Origin of the sequence: Marinobacter sp. DY40_1A1 (assembly GCF_016597815.1) — a bacterium.
In the GTDB taxonomy this organism is placed as follows: domain Bacteria; phylum Pseudomonadota; class Gammaproteobacteria; order Pseudomonadales; family Oleiphilaceae; genus Marinobacter; species Marinobacter xiaoshiensis.
In genome coordinates, this window is sequence record NZ_VCHA01000004.1 from 38,733 (window position 1) to 60,521 (window position 21,789).

Sequence of the window (21,789 nt, forward strand, 5' to 3'; positions counted from 1 at the left end):
GCAGTTTCTTGAATGCGTGTCAGTACGGGCCAGGTGGCAGGTTATGACATCCACCACCAACACTTGCTTCAAAATCGAAGGAACGTGGTTCTAACCCGCCTGACACGGGTACAATTTACCTACTATTCGCTGAGGAGAATCGATATGGCTTCCGCTCCATGGAATGACCTGCTGCTGCTGGATAAACAACTGGATGAAACCGAACGTCAGGTTCGGGACAGCATTCGCAGCTTTTGCGACCAACGCCTTATGCCAGGCATTCTTGAAGCAAACCGCCATGAAAAGTTCGACCGCAGCATTTTCAATCAGATGGGCGAACTGGGCATGCTTGGCGCTACCCTGCCCGAGGAATACGGCGGCCCTGGCCTGAACCACGTTAGCTACGGCCTGATCGCCCGCGAGGTAGAGCGTGTTGATTCTGCCTACCGCTCGGCACTGAGCGTTCAGTCCTCACTGGTAATCCACCCGATTCATGCGTTCGGGCAAGAAGCGCTCAAGCAACGCCTTCTGCCCAAACTGGCCTCAGGCGAGTTGGTCGGCTGCTTCGGCCTGACCGAGCCCAACCACGGATCTGACCCGGGCAGCATGGAAACCCGCGCCAAGAAAACAGACGGTGGCTACCTGCTGAGCGGCTCCAAAACCTGGATCACCAACTCTCCCATCGCCGATGTTTTTGTGGTCTGGGCCAAGCTGGACGGCAAGGTGAGCGGGTTTGTTATCGAGCGCGACGGCGCCAAAGGCCTCGACACCCCGAAGATCGAAGGCAAGTTCTCACTGCGTGCATCCGACACTGGTTCAATCTTTATGGATGAGGTGTTTGTACCGGAGGAAAACAAACTGGAGGTAGAAGGCCTGAAAGGCCCGTTCAGTTGCCTGAACAAAGCCCGCTTTGGTATCAGCTGGGGCTCGTTGGGCGCTGCCGAGTTCTGCTGGCATGCAGCCCGCAGTTACACCCTTGAGCGAACGCAGTTCGGTCGACCACTGGCCGCCAACCAGTTGATCCAGAAAAAGCTGGTGGACATGCAGACCGAAATCACTCTGGGCCTTCAGGGGGCATTGCAACTGGGCCGAATGATGGATGCCGGTGATGCCACGCCCGATGCAATTTCCCTGCTAAAACGCAACAACTGCGGCAAGGCCCTGGACATTGCACGGGTTGCCCGCGACATGCATGGTGGGAACGGTATATCAGACGAATACCACGTGATCCGCCATGTTATGAATCTGGAGGCGGTGAATACCTATGAAGGCACCCACGATGTTCACGCCCTGATTCTGGGCCGCGGCCAGACAGGCATAGCAGCGTTTAGCTAGCAACACACTCTGCTAGCCCTTCGCCACACCAAACAGGCGGTCCGTGAATTTTACGCACCAAGCGGCCGCCTGAACTTGAACAATATATGCCAGTGCGATCAATAAGGCCGCATCCGCGCCCTCCTCGCCAAATACACCCATGGCGATCGCCAGCGCTATGGACAGGTTCCGCATGACCGTGCCGTACACCAGCGCAATGGCATCACCCCGCGGGAACAGCGCCTTGCCAACAAGCGTACTGATAACAAAATTCAGTGCGTATATAAGTAACAGAGGTATCAGGTACGCCAGCAGCGACCCCGGATTGTTCAGAATATCCTGCGACTTCAGCGCCATGGAAACAAACACCACACCCAGAACACCAAGAGTAGAGAAGGGTGGAAACTTGGGTTTGATGTTCTCCTGAAACTCTTCCTGGCCGTGCTTTGATATGAGCGCCCGCTGGGTGAAATAACCCAACGCCAATGGCAAAAATACAATCAGCGCGATCTGCATGAACACCTGTGAAACCGGAATCTCAATCACCGCGCCTAGCAGGCCTTTGAGATAGAGCGGCGCAAGCAGGGAGCCGGCAATCAGGCCCACTACCGTCATCCGCACCGCAGCAGGCACGTTGCCTTTGGCGAAGCCTGTCCAGGATATGGTCATGCCGGAGGTTGGAAGCAAGGACGTTAATAGGAGCGCCAGCCTGGCGAAAGGCTCATCCGGGAAGAAGAGCAAACCTGCGCCATAACCTATAGCAGGAACCAGAACAAAGTTGAGCAGCTGAGTTACCCACATCAACTTGCCACCCCCGGGCTGCAACAACTGGCGCAGATTCATGGTGACCATCATGGGGTAAACCATCAGGAAGGTGAGTGGGAGTATCGCCCACCGCAACGGACTTGGCTCCACAATCTGCCCGGCAAGAAAGCCGGCAATCATGGCGAGCGGAATACTCCAAACCAGATGCTTCTGCATCCAGAATAGTAATGGCCACATAGGTCTTCCTCCCCCGAACACAGGTTAACTGTTACGAAGCGCCAGTGCCCAGGCACGCATGGCTTCGTTGGCTGGCGCCTGCGGGGCATCCATAAAGCTCACCACAAAATGATCCCCCATATCGGCAATGCCAATGGAGCGGGGTCTTACCGCCAACACAAAGGGGTTCGGAAGCGCACGCCCAAAGCAGAACACCACGTTTATTGCGGCTTGAATATCAGGCGCGACATCACCTTCGATTTCACGGCTGTGGGCCAGGTGATCAAACATGGTGATATAGGAGACTCTGGGAGCCTCTTCTATGCAGCGTTTAAAGTAATCCGCAATCTGCTCGGCAGATTCATATTGAGTTTCAGACTTTTTGATATCCAAAACGGTGATGGGGTACTTTTCCTGAAAGTTCAGCTGCTTCATGCCGGCCTCTAAAGTTTGTCAGCGAAATGCGGATGTAAACCGCATTGCTGAGCGACCCTGGCTCGATCTGCGTTCAAGGTCTCCCAGCCCTTTCAACAAGGCTAGGCCAGAAACACACAAAGCACAGTGACAAAGTCACCAAGCAAGCTACGCAGTTTGTGAGCAACCCCCGACAGTGACCAGCACCGGGCTATCCGCCAGCAGCAACTCCTTGACCGGCACAGACTCATCCGCAAACCGGTCCGGCTGAACAGCCAGGTTTTGCGCGATGATTCGTTTACTCAACAGATACTCCTGTGGGCGATTTACACAGTCTGCAGCAATCAACCTCCCTTCTTTAAAATAGAAAGCCGCAAAACTTCGCCCGGTGAACCTGTCGCCGCGAATAACCAGCTGGTCATAACCCTGGCTCAGGCCGGCAATCTGCAGTTTCAGGTTGTACTGGTCGGACCAGAACCAGGGCAGAAACTCTGAGGCACTGCTTTTGCCACAAACAGACGCAGCAGCAATTTTGGCCTGTTCCGTAGCATTAGGAACAGACTCCAGGCGGATTCGGCAACCGTAGAGCCTGTTTAACTGATTAGCACAATCCCCTGCGGCAACAATGTTCTGATCGTTGGTGCGGCAACCTTCGTCCACCACTATGCCGCTGTCCACGTTCAGCCCTGCCATCTCTGCAAGTTCCGTATTCGGCATGACCCCCACGCCAACCACAACCAGATGCGCGGGAAACTCGGTGCCATCAGCACAGACAACCTTCTGCACGCGGCCGTTGCCGGAGAATCCTGCAACAGGCACATGAGTGTGAATGCACACACCACTTTCCGTGTGTACCCGATGGTAAAACTCGGATACCTCGAGCGCGGTTACCCGCCCCAGTATTCGCGGCCCTCTTTCCAGCAGGGTGACCTGCATGCCCAGTTGCCGTAGCGATGCTGCTGTTTCCAGGCCAACATACCCGCCGCCAATGATCACGGCATGCTGACCTTCGGCAACACTCCGTTTGATGGATTCAGCGTCAGCCATATCGCGTAAATAATGAATCCCGTCCAGATCACTGCCGGGCAGTTCTACCTTCCGGACCCGGGCGCCGGTGCAGAGCGCCAGCTTGTCATAACTCAGCTGTTCACTCTCTCCACCACCCCCAACCAAAGTCAGTGTCTGCTGATCCCGATTGATGGCAGTAACCCGTCCCTGGCGAAACTGTATATCGTTCTTTTGATAAAACGCAGCCGGGCGTATCGGCAAGCTCTCAGCCGTTTTCTCACCAGACAAAAACGCCTTGGACAGCGGGGGCCGGTGATAAGGCAAGTGGGGCTCATCACCAATCACCAGGATGTCACCCTCCCAACCTTCCTGGCGAAGGCTGGTAGTCAGTTGCGCGGCGGCATGGCTGGCGCCGATGACAATGCAGGTGCGGTTCATAAGCTCATGCCTCCGTGGGTTTGGCGGTCAGCTTAACGATCATCTTTGAATAACCACGCACAAAGTTGGATTGCACGTATTCTGGCTCTCCAATCACGTCAATCCTGTCAAAGCGCGCCAGCAGCTCTTCCCACAAGATGCGCAACTGCAACTCGGCCAAACGGTTGCCCATGCAGCGGTGCACACCAAAGCCGAAGGACAGGTGATTGCGGGCATTTTTGCGATCAATAATGAATTGTTCCGGCTGGTCGATAGCGCGTTCGTCGCGGTTGCCCGAGGCGTACCACATGACTACCTTGTCACCCTTCTTGATGACTTGGCCGTTCAGCTCAACATCCTGTGTTGCAACACGGCGCATGTGCGCGAGGGGCGTTTGCCAGCGGATAATTTCTGACACCATATTCGTAATCAGACTGGGATCATTCTTCAGCTTGGTGAACTCATCCGGGAACCGATTCAGCGCAAACACGCCACCGGTCATGGAGTTACGAGTGGTATCGTTGCCACCGACGATCAACAACGCCAGATTACCCAGAAACTCCAACGGCCGGTTGATCAAATCTCTGGTTTCGTCATTGCTTTGCAGCAGAGTGATCAAATCAAAGCCAGCTCTTTCCCCGGTTGCCGCTCTCGCCTTTTTGTCATACCACAGGCGTGAAAAATGCCGGGACATATCCACCATACCGCGGAACAGTTCATCCGAATCGTTCAAACCACCAGTGGATTCAGTGCCTCCACCGGCCAGATCAGACCAGTAAACGAGCTTGCGGCGATTTTCATAAGGAAAGTCCAACAGAGTTGCCAGCATTCTCGAGGTCAACTCAATGGAGACATCCTCCACCCAGTTGAAGGGCCTGTTCAGCGGGAGCTTGTCGAGAACATCCCGGGTACGTTCTCGAATCAACCCTTCCATTTCTTTCAGGTTCTTCGGCGCGACAGCACCCTGCACGGCAGCACGTTGAACATCGTGCTTGGGTGGATCCATGGCGATGAACATTTCCACCGCAAGCTCATCTGGCGCCTTACCAATAACGATAAAAGGCTCTGAGGAAAACAGCTTGTGGTTTTTGTCCACAAACAATATGTCGTCATAGCGTGTAACCGACCAGAAGGGGCCGAATGCGCTGTTCTTCTGGTAGTGCACCGGGCATTCATCCCGCAAACGCTTAAAGTAAGACTCCCAACGATCTTGCCGGTACAAAAAGGGATTGCTGACATCAACATCTTCTATCGCCAGCGTTGATACATCCGGAATGGGCGCTTCCACAAACTCCGGAAACTCTTTGTATATGCCCAGTTTGGTTTTGGCCTTGTAAAGCACATGGGCAGCCTTAATTTGCAGGGGCATTGGGATAATGGCGGTGCCCTTCTCGGCGAGCTGATTAACGAAATTCATAATGGGTCCATCCTTGCGGTTATTGTCTTTTTTGAGGGTGGGGAGTGATCAGAGCTTGTTACATCTGAAACTCAGGCAAACGCGCAACCAATCCATCCATCGCATCCGTTGCAATGATCTGGCAAGCCAATCGGGAGGTGGGCGCTCTATCCGGCGTCATATCCAACATCTGCAACTCCTCATCGCCGGCCTTGCCTGTGGCTGCAATCCAGTCGCCATCAACGATCACGTGGCAGGTACCACAGGCCGCTTCACCGCCGCAGTCTGCATCTATGCCAGGCACGCCGTTATTCATGGCTATCTGCATCAGGGATTTACCCGTTTCTATTTCAACAGCGTGTTCTGCACCGTCGTGTTCGATGAATGTAATACTGCCCATATAGCGCTCCACAAAACCGGTTGATCGTATTGCCACCTGCATCACAGGCGACGGGTAAAGACATACCTTCGTGTCCGATAACACCAGACTAGGCAATCACAGCCCGGCAAAAGAGGTCATTTTTTGACATTGCAGGGTCATTTAAAGACACTGTGGTTTCGAAGCGCTTACTTGAAAGGCGAAATGAAATGAAGAACAAACCGCAGGCCACGGGTCGAAATGCGGGACATACCGCCTGCATACCCCCGAATTATTCTCGCCTGATCGCCCGGGTACTGGGCCTGCAAGCTAGGGATCTGCCCACTCTACTCACGCAGACAGGTCTCTCGGTGGATCAGTTGATGCAGGACGACACCTTGCTCACATCCACCCAGCAAATGCAGATACTGCAAAACGCCTTGCGGATGACTGATGATGAACTATTCGGCTTGCGAATTGGGCAATGCCTGACGCCGACCACCCACGGGGCCATGGGGTTTCTGGCCAGCAGCAGCCCCAACCTGTTGATCGCGCTCAAGGCATTCGAGACTTACCTTCCCACCCGAGCCGACTTTTCCCACCTGGAGTTGAAGCGCAGCGAGTACTACTGGGAGTGCTATTGCTACTTTGATATGGCGCTTGATGCGGATGTGCACCGGGTTATTTCGGAAGCCTACGCATCCATTCTCTTTCAGTGTGCAGAGTTCATTATCGGGCGACCAGTTGAGGGCGCGCGCACCTGCTTCTCCTTTGCGGAGCCTGATTACAGCACGCGTTATGCTGAATTCTTGCCAGGCGACATCGAGTTTTTATCTCCGGAGTTGATACTGAAGATCCCCGCGTTTCTTTGCGATATTCCCAACGCCGCGGCCAATAATGAAAACTACTCACTGGCACTGCGGCAATGCCAATCAATGCTGCAGAAACTACCGCTCAAAACCAATAACTGGACCCATCGCCTGCAAAAACTGATGCTTTCGCAGCCTCCGGGGGTGCTCAGCGAAGAAGAAGCGGCAGCCATGATGTTCATCAGCAAGCGCACCCTGGCCCGAAGGCTGGATCTGGAAGGCCGCAGCTTTCGAAGTATTCGCGATGAAATACTGTCGCAGCAGGCCAGTAGCTATCTGCTCAACAGCACTATGTCGGTGGATGCGATTGCAGCTATCCTCAGCTACCATGACAGCTCCAATTTTCGGCGAGCCTTCAAACGCTGGTTTCAGCTAACGCCTGATCAGTATCGAAAGCAGGCAATCCGTCAAAGCTAAACCCCATCGCCTCGCACACCCAGCCTGTCCAGATAAACGTGCAGCTCTGCCTCACTCATATCAACGTATTCAAGCACCCGCCCATAAAGCATAACGGTTGGAACGTTCCGCCCATTCCGTTCTTTTTGGGTTTCATGTATCAGGTACAGGATGAGCCTTTCTGTACGTGTCAGGCCATCACGCACGTCCGGAATCACTTCCAGAACCTGCTGCCATTCTTCAGGGCTCATAAGCTTCCTTTATTACACACCGATACAGTTTCACGTCCAGCCTCCTAACTGTTTGTCTTACTAGTAGTTCCCAGAGTCCTCAGCTAACCTGAGTCTTGGTACTCAAACTCACCGTTTAACAGATAAGTATATGGGAAAGACTAGGGGCGCCGCAGCTCAGATAACCAAACTGCATTGGATAGTGATCTGCCTTTCCTTTTTGCTGACTGTTGCAGCCTGGCAGATCTCGTCACAGATCGCCGATGCCAGGGCTGAAGACCACTTTGATCAACGGGTTGAGCAGCTCAACGAACTGTTAATGGACCGGATGCAAAAGTACGAGTTTGCGTTGATTTCCGGAGCAGGTGCCATCCGTGCAAACAACAACGACCTCTCACTCACCCAGTGGCGGCAATTTGCAGAAGTTCTTGCCGTGCAAGACCGGTTACCCGGGGTTCGCGGCATTGGCGTTATCAAAAGGGTGCCGGAAAGTAACCTTGAAGCCTATCTGGCAGAAGAGCGAAAAGAGCGCCCGGGCTTTCGTGTTCACCCGCCTCACACAGGTTCGGATTTTTGGCCCATCACCTACCTTGAACCTCTCGCCGGAAACGAAGCCGCTATTGGCCTTGATATGGCACACGAATCGAACCGTTTCACTGCAGCTCAGAAAGCCATGCGCACAGGCCAAACACAAATTACCGGCCCCATAGCGCTGGTTCAGGACGATGAAAAGAAGCCCGGCTTTCTGTTTTTCCACCCCTTCTATCGCACCCTCGAAGCACAGCATAACGATAACAGGGAAGCTGACTTCCTCGGCCTTGTGTACGCGCCTTTTCTTGTGTCCCGGCTAATGGAAGGCACCCTGGCCAACACCAACCGGCTGCTGCACTTTCAAATCAGTGATGGCGAGCACCAGCTTTACAGTGAGTTCAATGAAACAGGGGAGAATAACTACGACACCTCACCCATGTTCCAGACTTCCTATTCTCTCGATATCTATGGGCGGGAGTGGCAATTTGACGTTCAGACAACCCGGCTTTTCGACAAATACAACGCCAGCAGGCAACCCGCAGCCATTCTGGTGAGTGGTCTGATCATCAACGGCCTTATCCTGCTTGCATTCCTTCTCCTCTCCAACGGCAAACGGCGGGCCGAGCAGGAAGTTATCGAGAAGACAGCAGAACTGAACATGCAGAAGCTTGAAGCCGAGTCAGCTGTTAAGGTGAAAACAGCATTCCTTGCCAACATGAGCCATGAAATCCGTACGCCAATGAATGCCATTATCGGCATGCTGGTGCTTTTGAAAGAGGCCCGCCTCAACGCCTACTCCCGCCGCCTGGTAAGCAAAGCATTCTTAGCCTCCGAGGTGTTGTTGCAGCTTCTGAATGACATTCTGGATCTGTCCAGAATTGAAGCAGACCATATCGAACTGGACTATCAGCCCTTTGAAATCGAAGCGCTGATTCAACGCAGTATTGAGTTGTTTGCCATCACTGCCGAAGAGAAAGGGCTGAAACTGCGCGTGAACATTGCGCCGTCCACACCCAGGTGTGTAACTGGCGATCTTATGCGAATTTCTCAGATATGCACCAACCTGGTCGGGAACGCTATCAAGTTCACCCATGAAGGCAGCGTGAGTGTGAGTATCGGGTTTAACAGTACCGACAAGACCCACGGGGTTCTCAAAATCACGGTAAAAGATACCGGCATAGGGATCAGGGAAGAAGACCAGCAACGGGTTTTCGAGAACTTTCGTCAGGCCGACGAATCCACCAGCCGCGTGTTTGGTGGCTCAGGCCTTGGCTTGGCAATCAGCAACCACCTTGCCAAGCTCATGGATGCGACGCTCAGCCTGGAAAGTGCTGAGAATCAGGGCTCCAAGTTTACTCTGATGATCCCCGTTGCTCTGGCCGAGAACGAGAAAAGCATCGGCACTCGCCATGTTACTAGCCCTGTTCACGTCTATCACTATGGTATGAAACACAATCTTGGCCTGCTGGAAACCTACCGCGATCACTGGTCTCTGGAGCTGACAAAAGCCGCAACCCTTGATGAGGTCAAGTCCATACTGGCAGATACTCCTGACGAAGGAACTGGCACGCCGTCGATGGCGATTGTCGATATGGAGGATGTTGAAACAGAAGCAATCAAAGAGTTTGTGCAGGATTTGTTGGCAGCACCGGAGCAATACCAGCTGAATGCGCTGCTGGTGGTTGTACCTGCCGGTTTCAAACATAACTGGATGATTGAGTTTCAGAATGCCGGCGGGCGCACCGCCTACGAACCCCTGACCCCCTCCAAACTTTTCGAGCATCTCGCGCCGAAACAGCTGGAAGAACATACTCTCTCGTCGTCTCCTCGTCCTCGATTCCAGAATCTCAGGGTACTGATTGTTGATGACGTGCAACTCAATTGCGAAATCGTTGCAAGCTACCTAAACTCCTTTGATGTGCAGTCCGAGTCTGTTCATAACGGAGCTGAAGCCATGCAGCGCCTGGAAAGCCGCCCATTCGATCTTGTTCTGATGGATCTCCATCTGGATGGTGAAACGGGACAGGACATTGCCAGCCAGATTCGACGGCACCAAGGCATCAGCCAACCCATCATCGCTGCGCTTTCGGCTTCAATATCTGAACATGATCGCAGCAGTGCATACAGCGCAGGTATGAACGACTACCTGACCAAGCCTGTTCTTCCCGGAGACATTCAAAGGTTGCTGCAAGCCTTTTTCAAAGACCATGCCGCAAGCGGCGAGCCATCTCCCCCGCCACGAGCGGCAAAACCGCCGCAACAAACATCTAATGTTGAACTGCCCGATTTTATATCCGCATCTGCATACCAGACTCTATTCGGAGCCGACCCCGGCCTGTTCAACCGTTGCCTGCGCAGCTTTCTGGCCAGCTCCACAGAGATGATCGCTGCCCTGGAGCACTGCGTGAAGCATAACGATCCAGCAGCGACCAAGGCCATTGTTCACAAGATTAAAGGGGCGGCGGCCAATATCGCTGACACTGAGCTGGCGAGGGTTGCTGATGAGGTTGAAAAAGCCACCGAATCGGGCAACTCAGCACCCGGACCAGAAGTACTTCTGGCGACTCTGGTGGAGCATGCCCAGCAGCTTTCTGAAATGGCCAGCGCTGCAGAATCCCCGGTTTTGGCCGATAACAAGATGAGCGATCCTGTGAATCAGGTCATTGAGCGGATGATGCAGCGACTAGGTGGCAACCGTATTGCGAGTGACGGTGATATTGATCAGGTGTTGGAATTTCTGCGAGAGAATGGCGAAACCACCTTAGCGTCCCGCCTGTGCCGGGCACTTGAAACCTACAAATTTAGCGAGGCCACCGATTTGCTCTCGAAGATCGAATCTGAAGGCCGGGGCAGTTAGCCTGATGAGTATAAATAGAGCACCAACGGTGCTGATCGTAGAAGATGAACCCGTAGGCATTGCCAGCCTCGTTGGCATTCTGGGGGACGCCTGTGAGCTGATCATCAGTCAGAACCTGGCTGAAGCAAGAGGGCTTCTGTCTGGGGAAATCGATACTGTTCTTCTCGACCTGTATCTGCCCGACGGCTCAGGGCTCGTCTTTCTGAACGAGCTCAGGGCGTCTGAGCGGTACGCCTACGTACCTGTTATCTGCATTTCCGCTTCTGACAATACACGGGATATTGAGGAGGCTTTTCGGCATGGCGCAACAGACTATGTGCTGAAGCCGTTCAATAAAACCATACTAAGCTCCAAAGTATCGACGTTTATTGACCTTAAACGCAAAACCGACATGTTGGCAGAAGCAGCACTCATTGACCCCTTAACCGGGATTGGCAACAGGCGCCTGTTCAATCAGCAGCTTGACCTGGAATGGCGACGAGCTTCGCGCCAGAACAACACCCTTGGACTGGTACTGATCGATCTGGACCATTTCAAGCAGATCAATGATCAGCACGGTCACGCTCAAGGCGACTTGTGCCTGCAAAAACTCGCAGCTACCATGAATACCAGCTTCGCACGGGCTGGTGAGGTGGTTGCGCGCCTCGGAGGTGACGAGTTTGTCGCACTTATACCCGGGGCCGATCTACAAAGCACCGTATTGGCGGCAAACAACCTGATCCAGTCCATTCGGGCAGAATGTCAGAGCTGCCCAAAGCGTGCGAAAACCTGCACCCCTTTCACTATATCCGTCGGTTGCTCGGCCATTCAACCGTCATCTTTGTCAAATGCCGCCGAATTGGTCGAAGCCGCAGACAGGAGTCTTTATGAGGCCAAGGAAGATGGAGGGCGCAACTGTGTCAGACCCTTATTTTGAATTAACCGCGCAAGATGGATCAGAAATGTTCAGGCTAAGTGGCAACCCCAAGATCCTGGTCGTTGACGATGAGCCGACCAACATTCGCGTCCTTACAGATGCCCTCAGCCAGGACTACGATCTGGTGGTCGCATCCAGCGCGGCGGAAGCCATGAGCATTCTTGAACAAGGCGATAAACCCCACCTGATTCTTCTGGACATCATGATGCCAGGAACGGATGGGCTCCAGATGTGCCGCGACCTGAAAGCCAGGCGCGATTTGCAGCATATACCAGTTATATTTATCACGGCCCTGAGCGACTCCAAATCGGAGGAGAAGGGATTTAAGGCCGGTGCCGTGGTCTATATCCACAAGCCAATCCGCTTACCTGCCGTGAGAGCGCGAGTGCGCACGCATATTTCCCTCAGCGGTATGCTTGATCACATCACAGCTCTCAACAAAGAACTCAAAGAACAGATTGAAAAGCAGAGCAACTCCGAACAGCCCGACAACAACCTGTTCGAAAGAGTCTTCATGGCAACCTCGGAAGGCATTATCCTCCTGGACGCCAACAACACCATCATCGCAGTGAACTCTGCGTTTTCCCGCATTACGGGGTATTCCGAAAAAGACGTGCTCAATGAAAGCTACGCAAATCTGAGTAAAGATATTGATACTCAACTAAGCCTGAACAGCATCCGCAAGTATCTGAGGGAGAACGACCACTGGTCTGGCGAGCTACATAGCCGGCGAAAATCCGGCGAGCTCTATCCGGAGCTCCGTACCATCAGCACCATTCGCTCCAACACCAATAATGTCACGCACTACGTAGTCGTGTTTAATGACATATCCAGCGTAAAAGAGACAGAACAGCGGCTGGAAGAACTGAAGTGGCGCGATCCGGTTACCGGCCTGTCAAACCGCGCCCTGTTTCTGAATCAGCTCGGTACAGTATTGAAGTTCTGCACCCGTGGCAGTGTGTCTACCGCTGTTCTCGTAGTTGATATCAATAACTTCCGCTATATCAACGAAACCTTCGGTTTTAAATCCGGCGATCTGGTGATCAGAGAGTTCGCGAAACGCCTGCGCAGTGCGGTGTTTACCGACGATTCCATAGCCAGGCTCTCTGGCGACGAGTTTGGTATCGTTCTGGCCCCTAAACAGTGGGCCATTGATGACGCGTATCGGGTTGTACTGGGGTTATACGATCGTATCCAGGATAGCCTGACCGAGCCAATTCAAAATGGCGACAACCCCGTTCTCCACCTTGAAGTCACAGTTGGTGCCGCCTTATATCCTACCGACAGCTCAGACTCACCGACATCCGCACTCCAACACGCGGAAACAGCACACCGCAGTGCCAAAGCGGCTAATCGGCCAATCGCTATTTTTGAAGATTCGATGAGCGATCAAATTCGCCACCAGCTTCAGATTGAATCGGAACTGAAGCTGGCGCTAGAGCGGGATGAACTGGTGCTATACGCACAGCCCCAACTGTCTCCAGAGAGGGTTCTCTACGGGCTTGAGATTCTGGTTCGCTGGGATCACCCCGAACGCGGTCTTCTGGGCCCGGGCGAGTTCATCCCTCTTGCGGAAAATACCCGGCAAATTGTGAAGGTTGAGCGCTGGATTCTGCGCAAATCCATGGAAAGAATGGTAGAAGTTCACAGAACTCATCCCGAGCTTCGCTGCGCTATCAACATATCGATCAAGCACTTCGCAGAAGATGATTTTGTAGCGGCTGTGGAAAACCTGTTAGCCGCGTCCGAGTTTCCCGCCAAGCTGCTTACCCTGGAGCTCACAGAAAGCGTTTCAGCTGACAATCTGGAAACCGTTATCGAAAAGATGCAGGCCTTGCGCAGCCTGGGGTGCACCTTCTCACTCGATGATTTTGGAACCGGCTATTCGTCGCTATCCCGTTTGCAACGCCTGCCTATATCCGAGGTCAAGATTGACCGCAGCTTCGTGCTTTTAGCTCCCAATGAGCCTATGAACGCCAACATCGTTGAAATGGTTGTAAGGATTGGCGACACCATGGGCGCTCGCGTTGTTGCGGAGGGTGTCGAAACCCAAGTTCATGCAGATTTTCTCGCAGCCTGGCATCCTCACGTATGCCTGCAGGGTTACTTCTTCGGGATTCCACAGCCTATTGAAACGTTTATAGACCCGGAAGAGTCAGTGCTCAACTGACTCTTCCGGGTTTCATTTAGCCTGCGGGGCGTCCTTGATCCGGCTGGTTGTAGTCACAAACCCCATCCGGGAAGATTTCATTCAACCTCGTAATCTCGGGTTCCGTGAATGAAACGGTTCCGTAGGTGTCGTCGTTCAATGCTGTTTCAACCGACTTTAGCGCGCACTTGAAAATACTACCCTCGATAGGGCCACCCGCCACTATCCGAGAAGTAGTGTAGGTTTCGAATTCGGCAGTACAAGCGCCATCTGGCTGGTCATCAAGAATGCCGTTCCATACGCTGTCTCCCTTGGCGATAAGAGTACCGTCCGCTTTAAAGCAGCTATCTACCGCTGCCGCCGGCTTGTTGTCGGCGATACTCAGCTCGGGATTCTCACGCATATTCATCAGCCAGTCGTGCAGCACTCCCAGCGCATCCATCGTTGGGTCTGAGCTTTTATCCGGCCTCGGTCTGTTTCCATCCGAAGTGTCGGTTGGTCTGCCGTCGGTAAACCAGACTACCTGGTTACCTGAGTCTCCCATCTTGTTGATGATGCGCTGGCGCACCGAGAAGGACTGGTGACTGTTGTGCATATCCAGCACTTCCTCCAAGTAGTGCCTCCAATCTATAACCGGAATATTGAGCTGGCCGTCGAAGACCATCCCAACGTCATAGGCCGCCTGAATCGCTAACAAATCACCCTCAGTGCGAGGTGCTGGCGCCGTACCATCGGCACTCAGGTTCATGTTGCGGGAGCTCCAGGGGTCGAACTTGGTTGGATCAGCAAAGACGTCTGCTTCCGTACCAATAAACGGAAAGCCCTCCTGCACCATTTCGGAAGGATGTTTCCATCCGCCAACCTGCGCGTTCAGCTTGAGAAACTCGGTTTTGGTGATTTTGCCATTAACCAATGCTCCGAGGCCGTACTGTACGCCAACGTTGTCGTACAGAGTACGTGGGTCGCCGTTCTCATCAACGCCGTAGATATTTCGCAGGTCGTCATAATGAGACCATTCCACAGTACCCATCACGCCGGCTGGCTCCATAAGTTCCTGATTATCCGCATACCCAAACGCAGGGTTCATCACCAAAGGCGTAAGCCCGCGCCATGCCGGGATGCACTCAGTCATTCCCGGCGCGGTACTGAACCCAAGCGTTTGCTTTGCACCCGCAAACGGGTCCGGGTAGTCGTCGGTGGCATTCAGCCCCACCAGCCAGGAACGGTTTTTGGTGATCTGCCACTTGGTATTGGCCTTATCGGTAACGTCCATGTAGTACTCCAACAGCTCACAGTCACCGATGTGAATGGTCTGGGTGACCATGTCGGGATAGGAGTACTGGGGCATACCTGCATCCAGCAATTCGGGATGATTCTGAGAATAAACGTACTGTTGGATAGCGCCACCAGATCCGCCGACGGACACGGTGTACTCAGGCACACCAAAGCGCTTGATGAAGTGCTCCTTCACCATCAATGCCGTTTCGCCACCCACCTGAAGGTTGTAGTGGGTGTCTGCTTTGGTACCGGTGGAATAAATAATGGCATAACCCTTCGCAAGGGCATCTGGGCGCAACGCTCGGCTGTTGCTAACACGGCCCTGTGAATGCCCTATGGCAACGCCGCCCTGAAAGTGGAACAGAAGCCGGCCATTCCAGTTTGCAGCCGATGTGTCATCCGGCTCATCCCCGATACGGGCAAGTGTGGCAAAACTGTAGATAAACCGATTGATAGTGCCCCGCTCCTGTCGAACCACAAAATCAACAGTGCGACCATCGGTCAGTTCAGTGGTGGCCATATCTGCAGGCCGGGAACCATCGTCAGGCAACGCAGCCCAGCTAGCGCCTGTTGTGCGATAGACAAACTCCACATAAGAATCGATCGAACAGTCCTTGCTCAAACCTATCTTGTTAGCATCGCTATCCATAACCGGGAAGCCGGCATCGCCTTGGGTATCCACCAAAGGCTGTTTTCCCAGCTCGGTTGTAACGGTACATACGAACGGATATTGCTGAGGGCCAGAGAATATTGGCCCACTCACTGGGTGAACGGTCAAAGTGAGATCACTCAGGGGGCCGGATTCACTATGGTGCAGCTCCAGCCGGTTTTCCCCCTCCACGAGCCCGGCCACCAGAATCTCGGGGCCATTCCGACCAGTCCTTACTTCCGGGCTGACCATCGTGCCGTTGAGCCAGAATTTGAGGCTGTTCATTTCTCTGGAGACTGTTGTTGCATCACCCTCCAGACCAACCAGCACCGTATTGCCGCTGACTTGGTTTGGCGCACTGGAAAGACTGACGAGATCAAGATCTGGCGGGCTTGAGGAACTGCTACTGGAGCCACCAAAACAACCACTAAGCAGAAACACAGATATTCCTGCAATCGTTAAGGATTGCGCTATCAGGCGAGTAAGCATCGAAAATACCCTCTTGGCGTTATTATTGTCACCGAGCGTTTTATCGAAGCTGGAAGCTGGCACTACACGAAAAGCTGTGTTTTTTTCTTTTCAATCCTAGTCCACCTTTCACCGCAGGTACAGGGCGCCACCGGTAAAGCGTAAACCTTCACGCTGCCGCCCAGACTTGATTTAGAACAACGACAACTATCGTCCGATCTGGCTTGTCGCGTTACTGTATTGCGACTCTTCGTTATCTTCCAAACGAATACACATACCGCTTTGAAAGTCCGCCTTCCCAAGATTCGGAGTGGCGGCTCCCACAAAGAGGTATTTGTAATGCATCAACAGGACAGTCTATGACGCCCACCATCGCCATTCTCCTGATCATTACCTTCGTGCTCTCCACGGTAGGTTTGCTGCTTCTGATCTGGTCTATTGCCAACAATCAGTTCAGTCACGGTCAGGCAGCGGCACGCACTATTTTCTCTCCGGGGGAGGAAGGCCACAGTGAGGACCCTGCGCGCCCTTCAGACCCGACGTTTACCGGCAACACCAGTGAGCAGGCCGCGGCCATAGAGGCACGCTGGACAGCTGATCAATCCTCAAGAACAGCGGTCCTCACCTGGCTGAGTTCGTCGGTTTTCTGGCTGCTTCTGGGCTCGTTTTTCGGGCTGGCTTCTTCCATGAAAATGCACCTTCCGGACTTTTTGACGGCCAGTGAGTTCCTTACCTTCGGCCGGATTCGCCCCGTACACCTGAACGCCGTTACCTACGGCTGGGCCTCCATGGCCGGTATTGGCGTTGCGCTGTTCCTGATACCACGATTGTTTAAAACCTCTCTGGCTGGCGGAAAATACGCTGTTCTTGGCGGCTTTATCTGGAACATTGGTCTGGTTCTCGGGCTGAGCGCCATCACGCTGGGCCTATCCGATGGCGAGGAGTGGCTGGAGTTTCCCTGGCAAATCGACATTTTGTTTGTGATAGGAGGCGCTCTGTGTGCTATTCCCTTGTTGCTCACTGCTGCCAACCGCAAGGTGGAGCACCTGTATGTAACCAGCTGGTACCTGATGGCGGCGCTGGTTTGGTTTCCTTTCCTGTTCCTTATTGCCAATCTGCCTTTTGCCTTTCCCGGTGCCTCTGGCGCCACAGTTAACTGGTGGTTCGCTCACAACGTACTTGGGCTCTGGGTAACGCCCATCGGCATTGGCATTGCTTACTACATGATCCCGAAAATTCTCGGCAAGCCGATTATTTCCTATCAGCTATCGCTCATTGGCTTCTGGTCATTGGCGCTGTTTTACAGTCAGGTGGGTATCCACCACCTGATTGGCGGCCCCATTCCAACCTGGCTGGTCACACTCTCGATTGTGCACAGTGTGATGATGTCGATTCCGGTGATTACCGTAGCCATCAACCATCACGGCACCATGATGGGCAGTTTCGGGCGCCTGAAAGACTCGCCAACCCTGCGCTTTGTATGGATTGGTGCGCTCATGTACACCGTGGCTTCGCTTCAAGGCTCCATGGAAGCACTGCGCAGCATTAACGTAATTACTCACTTCACCCACTACACCGTGGCTCATGCGCACCTCGGCATGTATGCCTTCCTGAGCTTCATTCTGTTTGGTGCCGTGTATTTCATTATGCCTCGCCTCACGAACTGGGAATGGCCATGGCGCAAGCTGATCAGCCTGCATTTCTGGCTGGTGAGCATCGGCATTCTGATTTACGTGGTGTCGCTGACCATCGCAGGCTGGAAGCAAGGCGTTGCATTGCTTGATGCCGCCATGCCGTTCATGGACATAGTGAAAATGACACTGCCCGCACTTCAGGCCCGCACCGTCGGTGGTGCTCTGATGACGCTGGGGCACCTGGTGTTCGCGTTCCATTTCATCGCCATGTTAATGCGAAGTGGCGCCGCCACTGAGCAACCGACTCTCTTCCGCCCAGCCACCAAGGAGAACGCCCAATGAAACGTGCTCTTGCAATCATGGTCGGCGCAGCGCTCATTCTGTTGCTGGCCACGCTTACCCTGGTGGTTATGCCTTATCTGCAAATGTCTGCAGAACAGGTACCGCCCGATCTCAAGCCCTACACGGAACAGCAGCAACGTGGCCGCCAGGTGTACATTGCCAATGGCTGTGTTTATTGCCACAGCCAGCAACCGAGGGACCCGAGCTTTGCACCCGGCGATAAGGCTCGGGGCTGGGGCCGGCCATCGGTTCCCGGAGACTACGCCTACGATGAGCCACATTTACTGGGCACCATGCGTACCGGCCCGGACCTGTTCAACATTGGCGCTCGCCAGCCCAGTATCGATTGGCAGTTGATGCATTTGTACAACCCGAGGGCGATCATTAAAGGCAGCATTATGCCGTCTTACCCCTTCCTGTTCCGTCATGTGAATGAACCGGCAGAAGGCGACAAAGTGGTGAACATTCCGCCACCTTACGGTCCAGAAACCGGAAAAATCGTTGCCACTGAGGACGCTTTAGCCCTGGCTGAGTACATGCTCGCCCTTGACCACACTTATCCGGCACCGACTTTGCCAAAAGCCCAGCCAAAATCCGATGAGCCCAAGGAGAACCGTGCGCCATGAACCAGCATGACCATCGCGCTCAATACCGTGAAGCGCCCGAACCGGAAGAAGGCACACGCGCCACGCCAAAAATTGTGCTGGCCTGGATCGCAATACTGATTGTATGGGGCGTGGGCTATTACACCTGGCAGATTGGTAAGCCCATGCTGGGTGGCGACAGCCGCTCAGCGGTGGCGGCTGTGCAGCAGGAACCCGGGCCTGCGGATGATGCTGACGTCAGCGGTTCTGCATCCTCAGAAAGCCCCGACTCTGGTGGCGGCACGGCAGCCGCCAAGGCGGATGGGGCAGCGATTTACAGCGCCCAATGCAGCGCCTGCCATCAGGCAAACGGGCAAGGTGTCCCAGGCGCCTTTCCTCCGCTGGCGAGCAGCGAATGGCTGCTAGCAGACGCGGCCATCCCGGTGGCTATAGTGCACGACGGCCTGCAAGGCGAAATCCAGGTTGCTGGCAACACCTTCCAGGGCGTTATGCCCAAGTTTGGCGGCACACTCTCCGATGCCGAACTGGCCGCAGTTCTGAGTTATGCCCGCAGCGAATGGGGCAATAGCGCAGGTGAGATCGACCCGGCGACAGTAACCGAGCACAAAGAGCGCTTTGGCGATCGTGGGGACTGGTCTGCGGAGGAACTGAAGGAGGTTTTCGGGGAACCCTGAGATGGCCGCCAACAACAGAAGCACAGCGCAGGAACAACAGAATCAGGACATCCTGATGATTGAGGGGATGCGCTGTGGCAGTTGTGCGATTGCCGTTGAAGCGCTGCTGAAGAAACAACCGGGGGTCAGCGACGCTGCAGTGAACTTTGCAGCAGATGTGGCAATGATTTGCTGGGACAAGGAGAAGCCCCCGCTGGCGAACCTTCAGCAAGCTGTTGCCCGCCTGGGTTACCGCTTGCACAGCTCGGTTGATCCTGACCGCAGCAAGCTCCAGGCCGAGTCGGTGCGCAAGCACTTACAACGGCGACTGGCGGTGGCTGTAGTCTTTGGCATGTGGAGCATGATGCCGGCCCTGTTAATCTATCTGGCACCCTTTGGTGCGGTAGAGGCGGAAGTCTTATGGCCACTGGCCGTCGCCAGCGGTTTGTTCGCCGCTCCGGTCGTGCTCTATTCTGGCTCTCACTTCTATCGGGTGGGCTGGCGCACGCTGATTGCAGGCGCACCGGGCCTCGATAGCCTTATTTTTCTCGCAGTCTTCGCGGCCTGCATCATATCAACATGGCAGATCTTCGCCGGCAGTTACCACGTATATTTCGATGCTGCCGTTATGCTGATCACTTTCCAGCTGATCGCAAGATTGCTGGATACCAGCGTGCGCCGGCGCGCCTCGGAGATCATTCGCCGCTACCTGCAGCATGTACCGGAACAGGTCACCCTCAAAACACCGGAAGGCAAACTCGAAACCCGTCCAGCCAGTAATATTAAAACCGGCGAACACATCGTGCTCAGGGCTGGAGAACAGCTGGCTCTGGATGGCCAGATTGTGCAAGGGCACGGCCAAGCCGATCTCTCCATGCTGACTGGCGAACATATGCCTCAGGCGCTCGGGCCAGGTGCAGAACTGCTTGCAGGCTGCCAGTTGGTGGAAGGTGAACTGGAACTGGTCGTAACCGCCAGCACCGGCCAGCGCCGTATCGACCAATTATCCCGCTCCATCAGCGCTTTGCTTAGCCGTAAAACCACCCTTCAACGCCTGACTGATCGCATTGCACGCATTCTGCTACCCGTTATTCTGATTGCAGCCACAGCGGCCGTGGGCCTTGCCCTTGTTCAAGGCGTTCCGATTCCAGAGGCTGCGGCACGCGGGCTGGCCGTTATGATCATCAGCTGCCCCTGCGCTCTTAGCCTGGCCATCCCTCTGGTGATCACCATGGGGCATGCCAACATGATCAATCGCGGCATCGTATTGCAAGATCCTGCCGCCCTTGAGGCAGCGGCTGAAGTGGGTGCGATTGTCTTCGATAAAACCGGCACATTGACTACGGGCGAGCCCAGCGTAAATAGCATCACGCCTGCCAAGCAATGGACGGAAAGCGGCCTGCTGCAACTGGCGCAGGATACGCTCCTGGAGTCACCACACCCGGTTGCCCGGGGCCTGATGGCGAATAGGCATTCAGTGCCTGAGCCAGCACCTGAAGGAACACGGGAGAGTTTTTCCGGGCTTGGAACACGCTGGGTAAACGGGGAGACGGTCGCTCTGGCCGGGCGCGCCAGCTGGCTGAGGGAACAGGGCATCGACGTTCCGCCCACCGAAGATACGGGAATGAGTGTTTATCTGGCCTGCAACGGGCTTTATGCCGGCAAGATCGGTTTTCAGGAGACTATCAGGCAGGAATCGGCAGCCACGATCCGCCAGCTGGTGCAGCAGGGCTACGTAATCTATTTACTCAGCGGCGACACTCGCAAGGCCTGTCTGGATCTGGCCAAACGCCTTGGTATTACTCCGGAACATGTGCTCTCAGAGTATTCCCCCGAGCAGAAACACAGCTTTATCGCAAACCTGGAACAACAGACTCCCACCGTATTTGTAGGCGACGGCCTCAATGATGGCTTGGCTTTGGCCGGCGCAAGACTGGGTATCGCCGTGGGCAATGCGGCATCCGCCACTGGCGCAGCAGCAGCTGTTTATCTCACGGAAAGCATCGCCAAGGTACCCACCACCCTGCAGTTGGCACAACGGGCACGTAAGCTGATGTATCAGAATCTGTTTTGGGCAGTGGGTTACAACGCCTTGGTAATTCCACTGGCGGTTACAGGCTGGATTCAGCCGGTAATCGCAGCCGTTGCCATGTCACTCAGCAGTCTATGCGTGCTGCTAAACAGCCTGCGCATGCAGAGCCAGATCGAATGTGACTCAGCAGTTTCTTCCTGCAAACTCAGCTCCTCCCTTCAGCCCCTTACATAGACTTTAGTACCCTTACCCTCCGCACCCTTGCCTTTAAATCCAAAGGTGCTATGGTGCCGGCAACCTCAGTGAAGGAGCT

Annotated in this window: 16 protein-coding genes; 9 read left to right on the forward strand and 7 right to left on the reverse strand. The window is 54.3% G+C overall.

From position 1 onward, the window contains the following. Nucleotides 1–144 precede the first annotated feature (144 nt). Complete coding sequence (locus tag FFI61_RS11065) at nt 145–1,314, forward strand: acyl-CoA dehydrogenase (RefSeq protein WP_200370399.1); 1,170 nt, start codon at nt 145–147, stop codon at nt 1,312–1,314. A gap of 12 nt (nt 1,315–1,326) precedes the next feature. On the opposite strand, the gene FFI61_RS11070 is transcribed toward FFI61_RS11065, so the two are convergent. The 5 genes from FFI61_RS11070 to FFI61_RS11090 all read right to left on the reverse strand — a co-directional run bounded on the left by FFI61_RS11070 (nt 1,327) and on the right by FFI61_RS11090 (nt 5,909). Then, nucleotides 1,327–2,295 (reverse strand): arsenic resistance protein, encoded by a 969-nt coding sequence (locus FFI61_RS11070; protein WP_200370400.1) that lies wholly within the window; start codon nt 2,293–2,295, stop codon nt 1,327–1,329. Between the two features lie 24 nt (nt 2,296–2,319). Then, nucleotides 2,320–2,709, reverse strand: coding sequence for a DUF6858 family protein (locus FFI61_RS11075; protein ID WP_200370402.1), 390 nt, complete (start codon nt 2,707–2,709; stop codon nt 2,320–2,322). Nucleotides 2,710–2,856: 147 nt separating this feature from the next. Then, a complete protein-coding gene (locus FFI61_RS11080) occupies nt 2,857–4,134 on the reverse strand; it encodes an NAD(P)/FAD-dependent oxidoreductase (protein WP_200370403.1) in 1,278 nt (425 codons plus the stop codon). Nucleotides 4,135–4,138: 4 nt separating this feature from the next. Further along, nucleotides 4,139–5,530, reverse strand: a complete 1,392-nt coding sequence (locus FFI61_RS11085) for a cytochrome P450 (RefSeq protein ID WP_200370404.1) — start codon at nt 5,528–5,530, stop codon at nt 4,139–4,141. A 58-nt stretch (nt 5,531–5,588) separates the two neighbouring features. Then, nucleotides 5,589–5,909, reverse strand: coding sequence for a 2Fe-2S iron-sulfur cluster-binding protein (locus FFI61_RS11090; protein ID WP_200370408.1), 321 nt, complete (start codon nt 5,907–5,909; stop codon nt 5,589–5,591). A 188-nt stretch (nt 5,910–6,097) separates the two neighbouring features. Between FFI61_RS11090 and FFI61_RS11095 the strand changes: the two genes are divergently transcribed. Continuing rightward, nucleotides 6,098–7,153 (forward strand): AraC family transcriptional regulator, encoded by a 1,056-nt coding sequence (locus FFI61_RS11095; protein WP_200370409.1) that lies wholly within the window; start codon nt 6,098–6,100, stop codon nt 7,151–7,153. Here the strand turns inward: FFI61_RS11095 and FFI61_RS11100 are convergent. Further along, the gene (locus FFI61_RS11100; RefSeq protein ID WP_200201353.1) at nt 7,150–7,383 is read right to left on the reverse strand and encodes a hypothetical protein; all 234 of its coding nucleotides are present in this window, start codon (nt 7,381–7,383) and stop codon (nt 7,150–7,152) included. The two genes, FFI61_RS11095 and FFI61_RS11100, sit on opposite strands and share 4 nt — an antisense overlap. 130 nt (nt 7,384–7,513) lie before the next feature. Here FFI61_RS11100 and FFI61_RS11105 point away from each other — a divergent pair, with 130 nt between their 5' ends. From FFI61_RS11105 to FFI61_RS11115, 3 genes are read left to right on the forward strand one after another with little or no spacing between them, the layout of a single operon-like run. Next, nucleotides 7,514–10,750 (forward strand): CHASE domain-containing protein, encoded by a 3,237-nt coding sequence (locus tag FFI61_RS11105; RefSeq protein WP_200370416.1) that lies wholly within the window; start codon nt 7,514–7,516, stop codon nt 10,748–10,750. A gap of 4 nt (nt 10,751–10,754) precedes the next feature. Then, nucleotides 10,755–11,666 (forward strand): GGDEF domain-containing protein, encoded by a 912-nt coding sequence (locus FFI61_RS11110; RefSeq protein ID WP_200370420.1) that lies wholly within the window; start codon nt 10,755–10,757, stop codon nt 11,664–11,666. Then, nucleotides 11,617–13,836: an EAL domain-containing protein gene (locus FFI61_RS11115; RefSeq protein WP_200370421.1), complete on the forward strand. Its 2,220-nt coding sequence runs from the start codon at nt 11,617–11,619 to the stop codon at nt 13,834–13,836. The genes FFI61_RS11110 and FFI61_RS11115 overlap by 50 nt, the downstream gene beginning before the upstream one ends. Nucleotides 13,837–13,852: 16 nt before the next feature. Here the strand turns inward: FFI61_RS11115 and FFI61_RS11120 are convergent, their stop codons facing one another. Further along, complete coding sequence (locus tag FFI61_RS11120; RefSeq protein ID WP_200370422.1) at nt 13,853–16,183, reverse strand: DUF6351 family protein; 2,331 nt, start codon at nt 16,181–16,183, stop codon at nt 13,853–13,855. Nucleotides 16,184–16,569: 386 nt separating this feature from the next. Here FFI61_RS11120 and FFI61_RS11125 point away from each other — a divergent pair, with 386 nt between their 5' ends. From FFI61_RS11125 to FFI61_RS11140, 4 genes are read left to right on the forward strand one after another with little or no spacing between them, the layout of a single operon-like run. Further along, a complete protein-coding gene (locus FFI61_RS11125; RefSeq protein WP_200370423.1) occupies nt 16,570–18,186 on the forward strand; it encodes a cbb3-type cytochrome c oxidase subunit I in 1,617 nt (538 codons plus the stop codon). After that, nucleotides 18,183–18,812 (forward strand): cbb3-type cytochrome c oxidase subunit II, encoded by a 630-nt coding sequence (locus FFI61_RS11130; protein ID WP_200201359.1) that lies wholly within the window; start codon nt 18,183–18,185, stop codon nt 18,810–18,812. The genes FFI61_RS11125 and FFI61_RS11130 overlap by 4 nt, the downstream gene beginning before the upstream one ends. After that, nucleotides 18,809–19,465: a c-type cytochrome gene (locus tag FFI61_RS11135; protein ID WP_200370424.1), complete on the forward strand. Its 657-nt coding sequence runs from the start codon at nt 18,809–18,811 to the stop codon at nt 19,463–19,465. The genes FFI61_RS11130 and FFI61_RS11135 overlap by 4 nt, the downstream gene beginning before the upstream one ends. Nucleotide 19,466: 1 nt before the next feature. Beyond that, nucleotides 19,467–21,710, forward strand: a complete 2,244-nt coding sequence (locus FFI61_RS11140) for a heavy metal translocating P-type ATPase (RefSeq protein WP_200370426.1) — start codon at nt 19,467–19,469, stop codon at nt 21,708–21,710. The last annotated feature ends 79 nt before the right edge of the window (nt 21,711–21,789 follow it).

Coding starts and splice junctions, on each gene's coding strand:
- FFI61_RS11125 (WP_200370423.1), top strand. CDS start 16,570: ATGACGCCCACCATCGCCATTCTCCTGATCATTACCTTCGTGCTCTCC.
- FFI61_RS11135 (WP_200370424.1), top strand. CDS start 18,809: ATGAACCAGCATGACCATCGCGCTCAATACCGTGAAGCGCCCGAACCG.
- FFI61_RS11090 (WP_200370408.1), bottom strand. CDS start 5,909: ATGGGCAGTATTACATTCATCGAACACGACGGTGCAGAACACGCTGTT.
- FFI61_RS11100 (WP_200201353.1), bottom strand. CDS start 7,383: ATGAGCCCTGAAGAATGGCAGCAGGTTCTGGAAGTGATTCCGGACGTG.
- FFI61_RS11140 (WP_200370426.1), top strand. CDS start 19,467: ATGGCCGCCAACAACAGAAGCACAGCGCAGGAACAACAGAATCAGGAC.
- FFI61_RS11085 (WP_200370404.1), bottom strand. CDS start 5,530: ATGAATTTCGTTAATCAGCTCGCCGAGAAGGGCACCGCCATTATCCCA.
- FFI61_RS11110 (WP_200370420.1), top strand. CDS start 10,755: ATGAGTATAAATAGAGCACCAACGGTGCTGATCGTAGAAGATGAACCC.
- FFI61_RS11065 (WP_200370399.1), top strand. CDS start 145: ATGGCTTCCGCTCCATGGAATGACCTGCTGCTGCTGGATAAACAACTG.
- FFI61_RS11115 (WP_200370421.1), top strand. CDS start 11,617: ATGAGGCCAAGGAAGATGGAGGGCGCAACTGTGTCAGACCCTTATTTT.
- FFI61_RS11105 (WP_200370416.1), top strand. CDS start 7,514: ATGGGAAAGACTAGGGGCGCCGCAGCTCAGATAACCAAACTGCATTGG.
- FFI61_RS11070 (WP_200370400.1), bottom strand. CDS start 2,295: ATGTGGCCATTACTATTCTGGATGCAGAAGCATCTGGTTTGGAGTATT.
- FFI61_RS11095 (WP_200370409.1), top strand. CDS start 6,098: ATGAAGAACAAACCGCAGGCCACGGGTCGAAATGCGGGACATACCGCC.
- FFI61_RS11075 (WP_200370402.1), bottom strand. CDS start 2,709: ATGAAGCAGCTGAACTTTCAGGAAAAGTACCCCATCACCGTTTTGGAT.
- FFI61_RS11080 (WP_200370403.1), bottom strand. CDS start 4,134: ATGAACCGCACCTGCATTGTCATCGGCGCCAGCCATGCCGCCGCGCAA.
- FFI61_RS11130 (WP_200201359.1), top strand. CDS start 18,183: ATGAAACGTGCTCTTGCAATCATGGTCGGCGCAGCGCTCATTCTGTTG.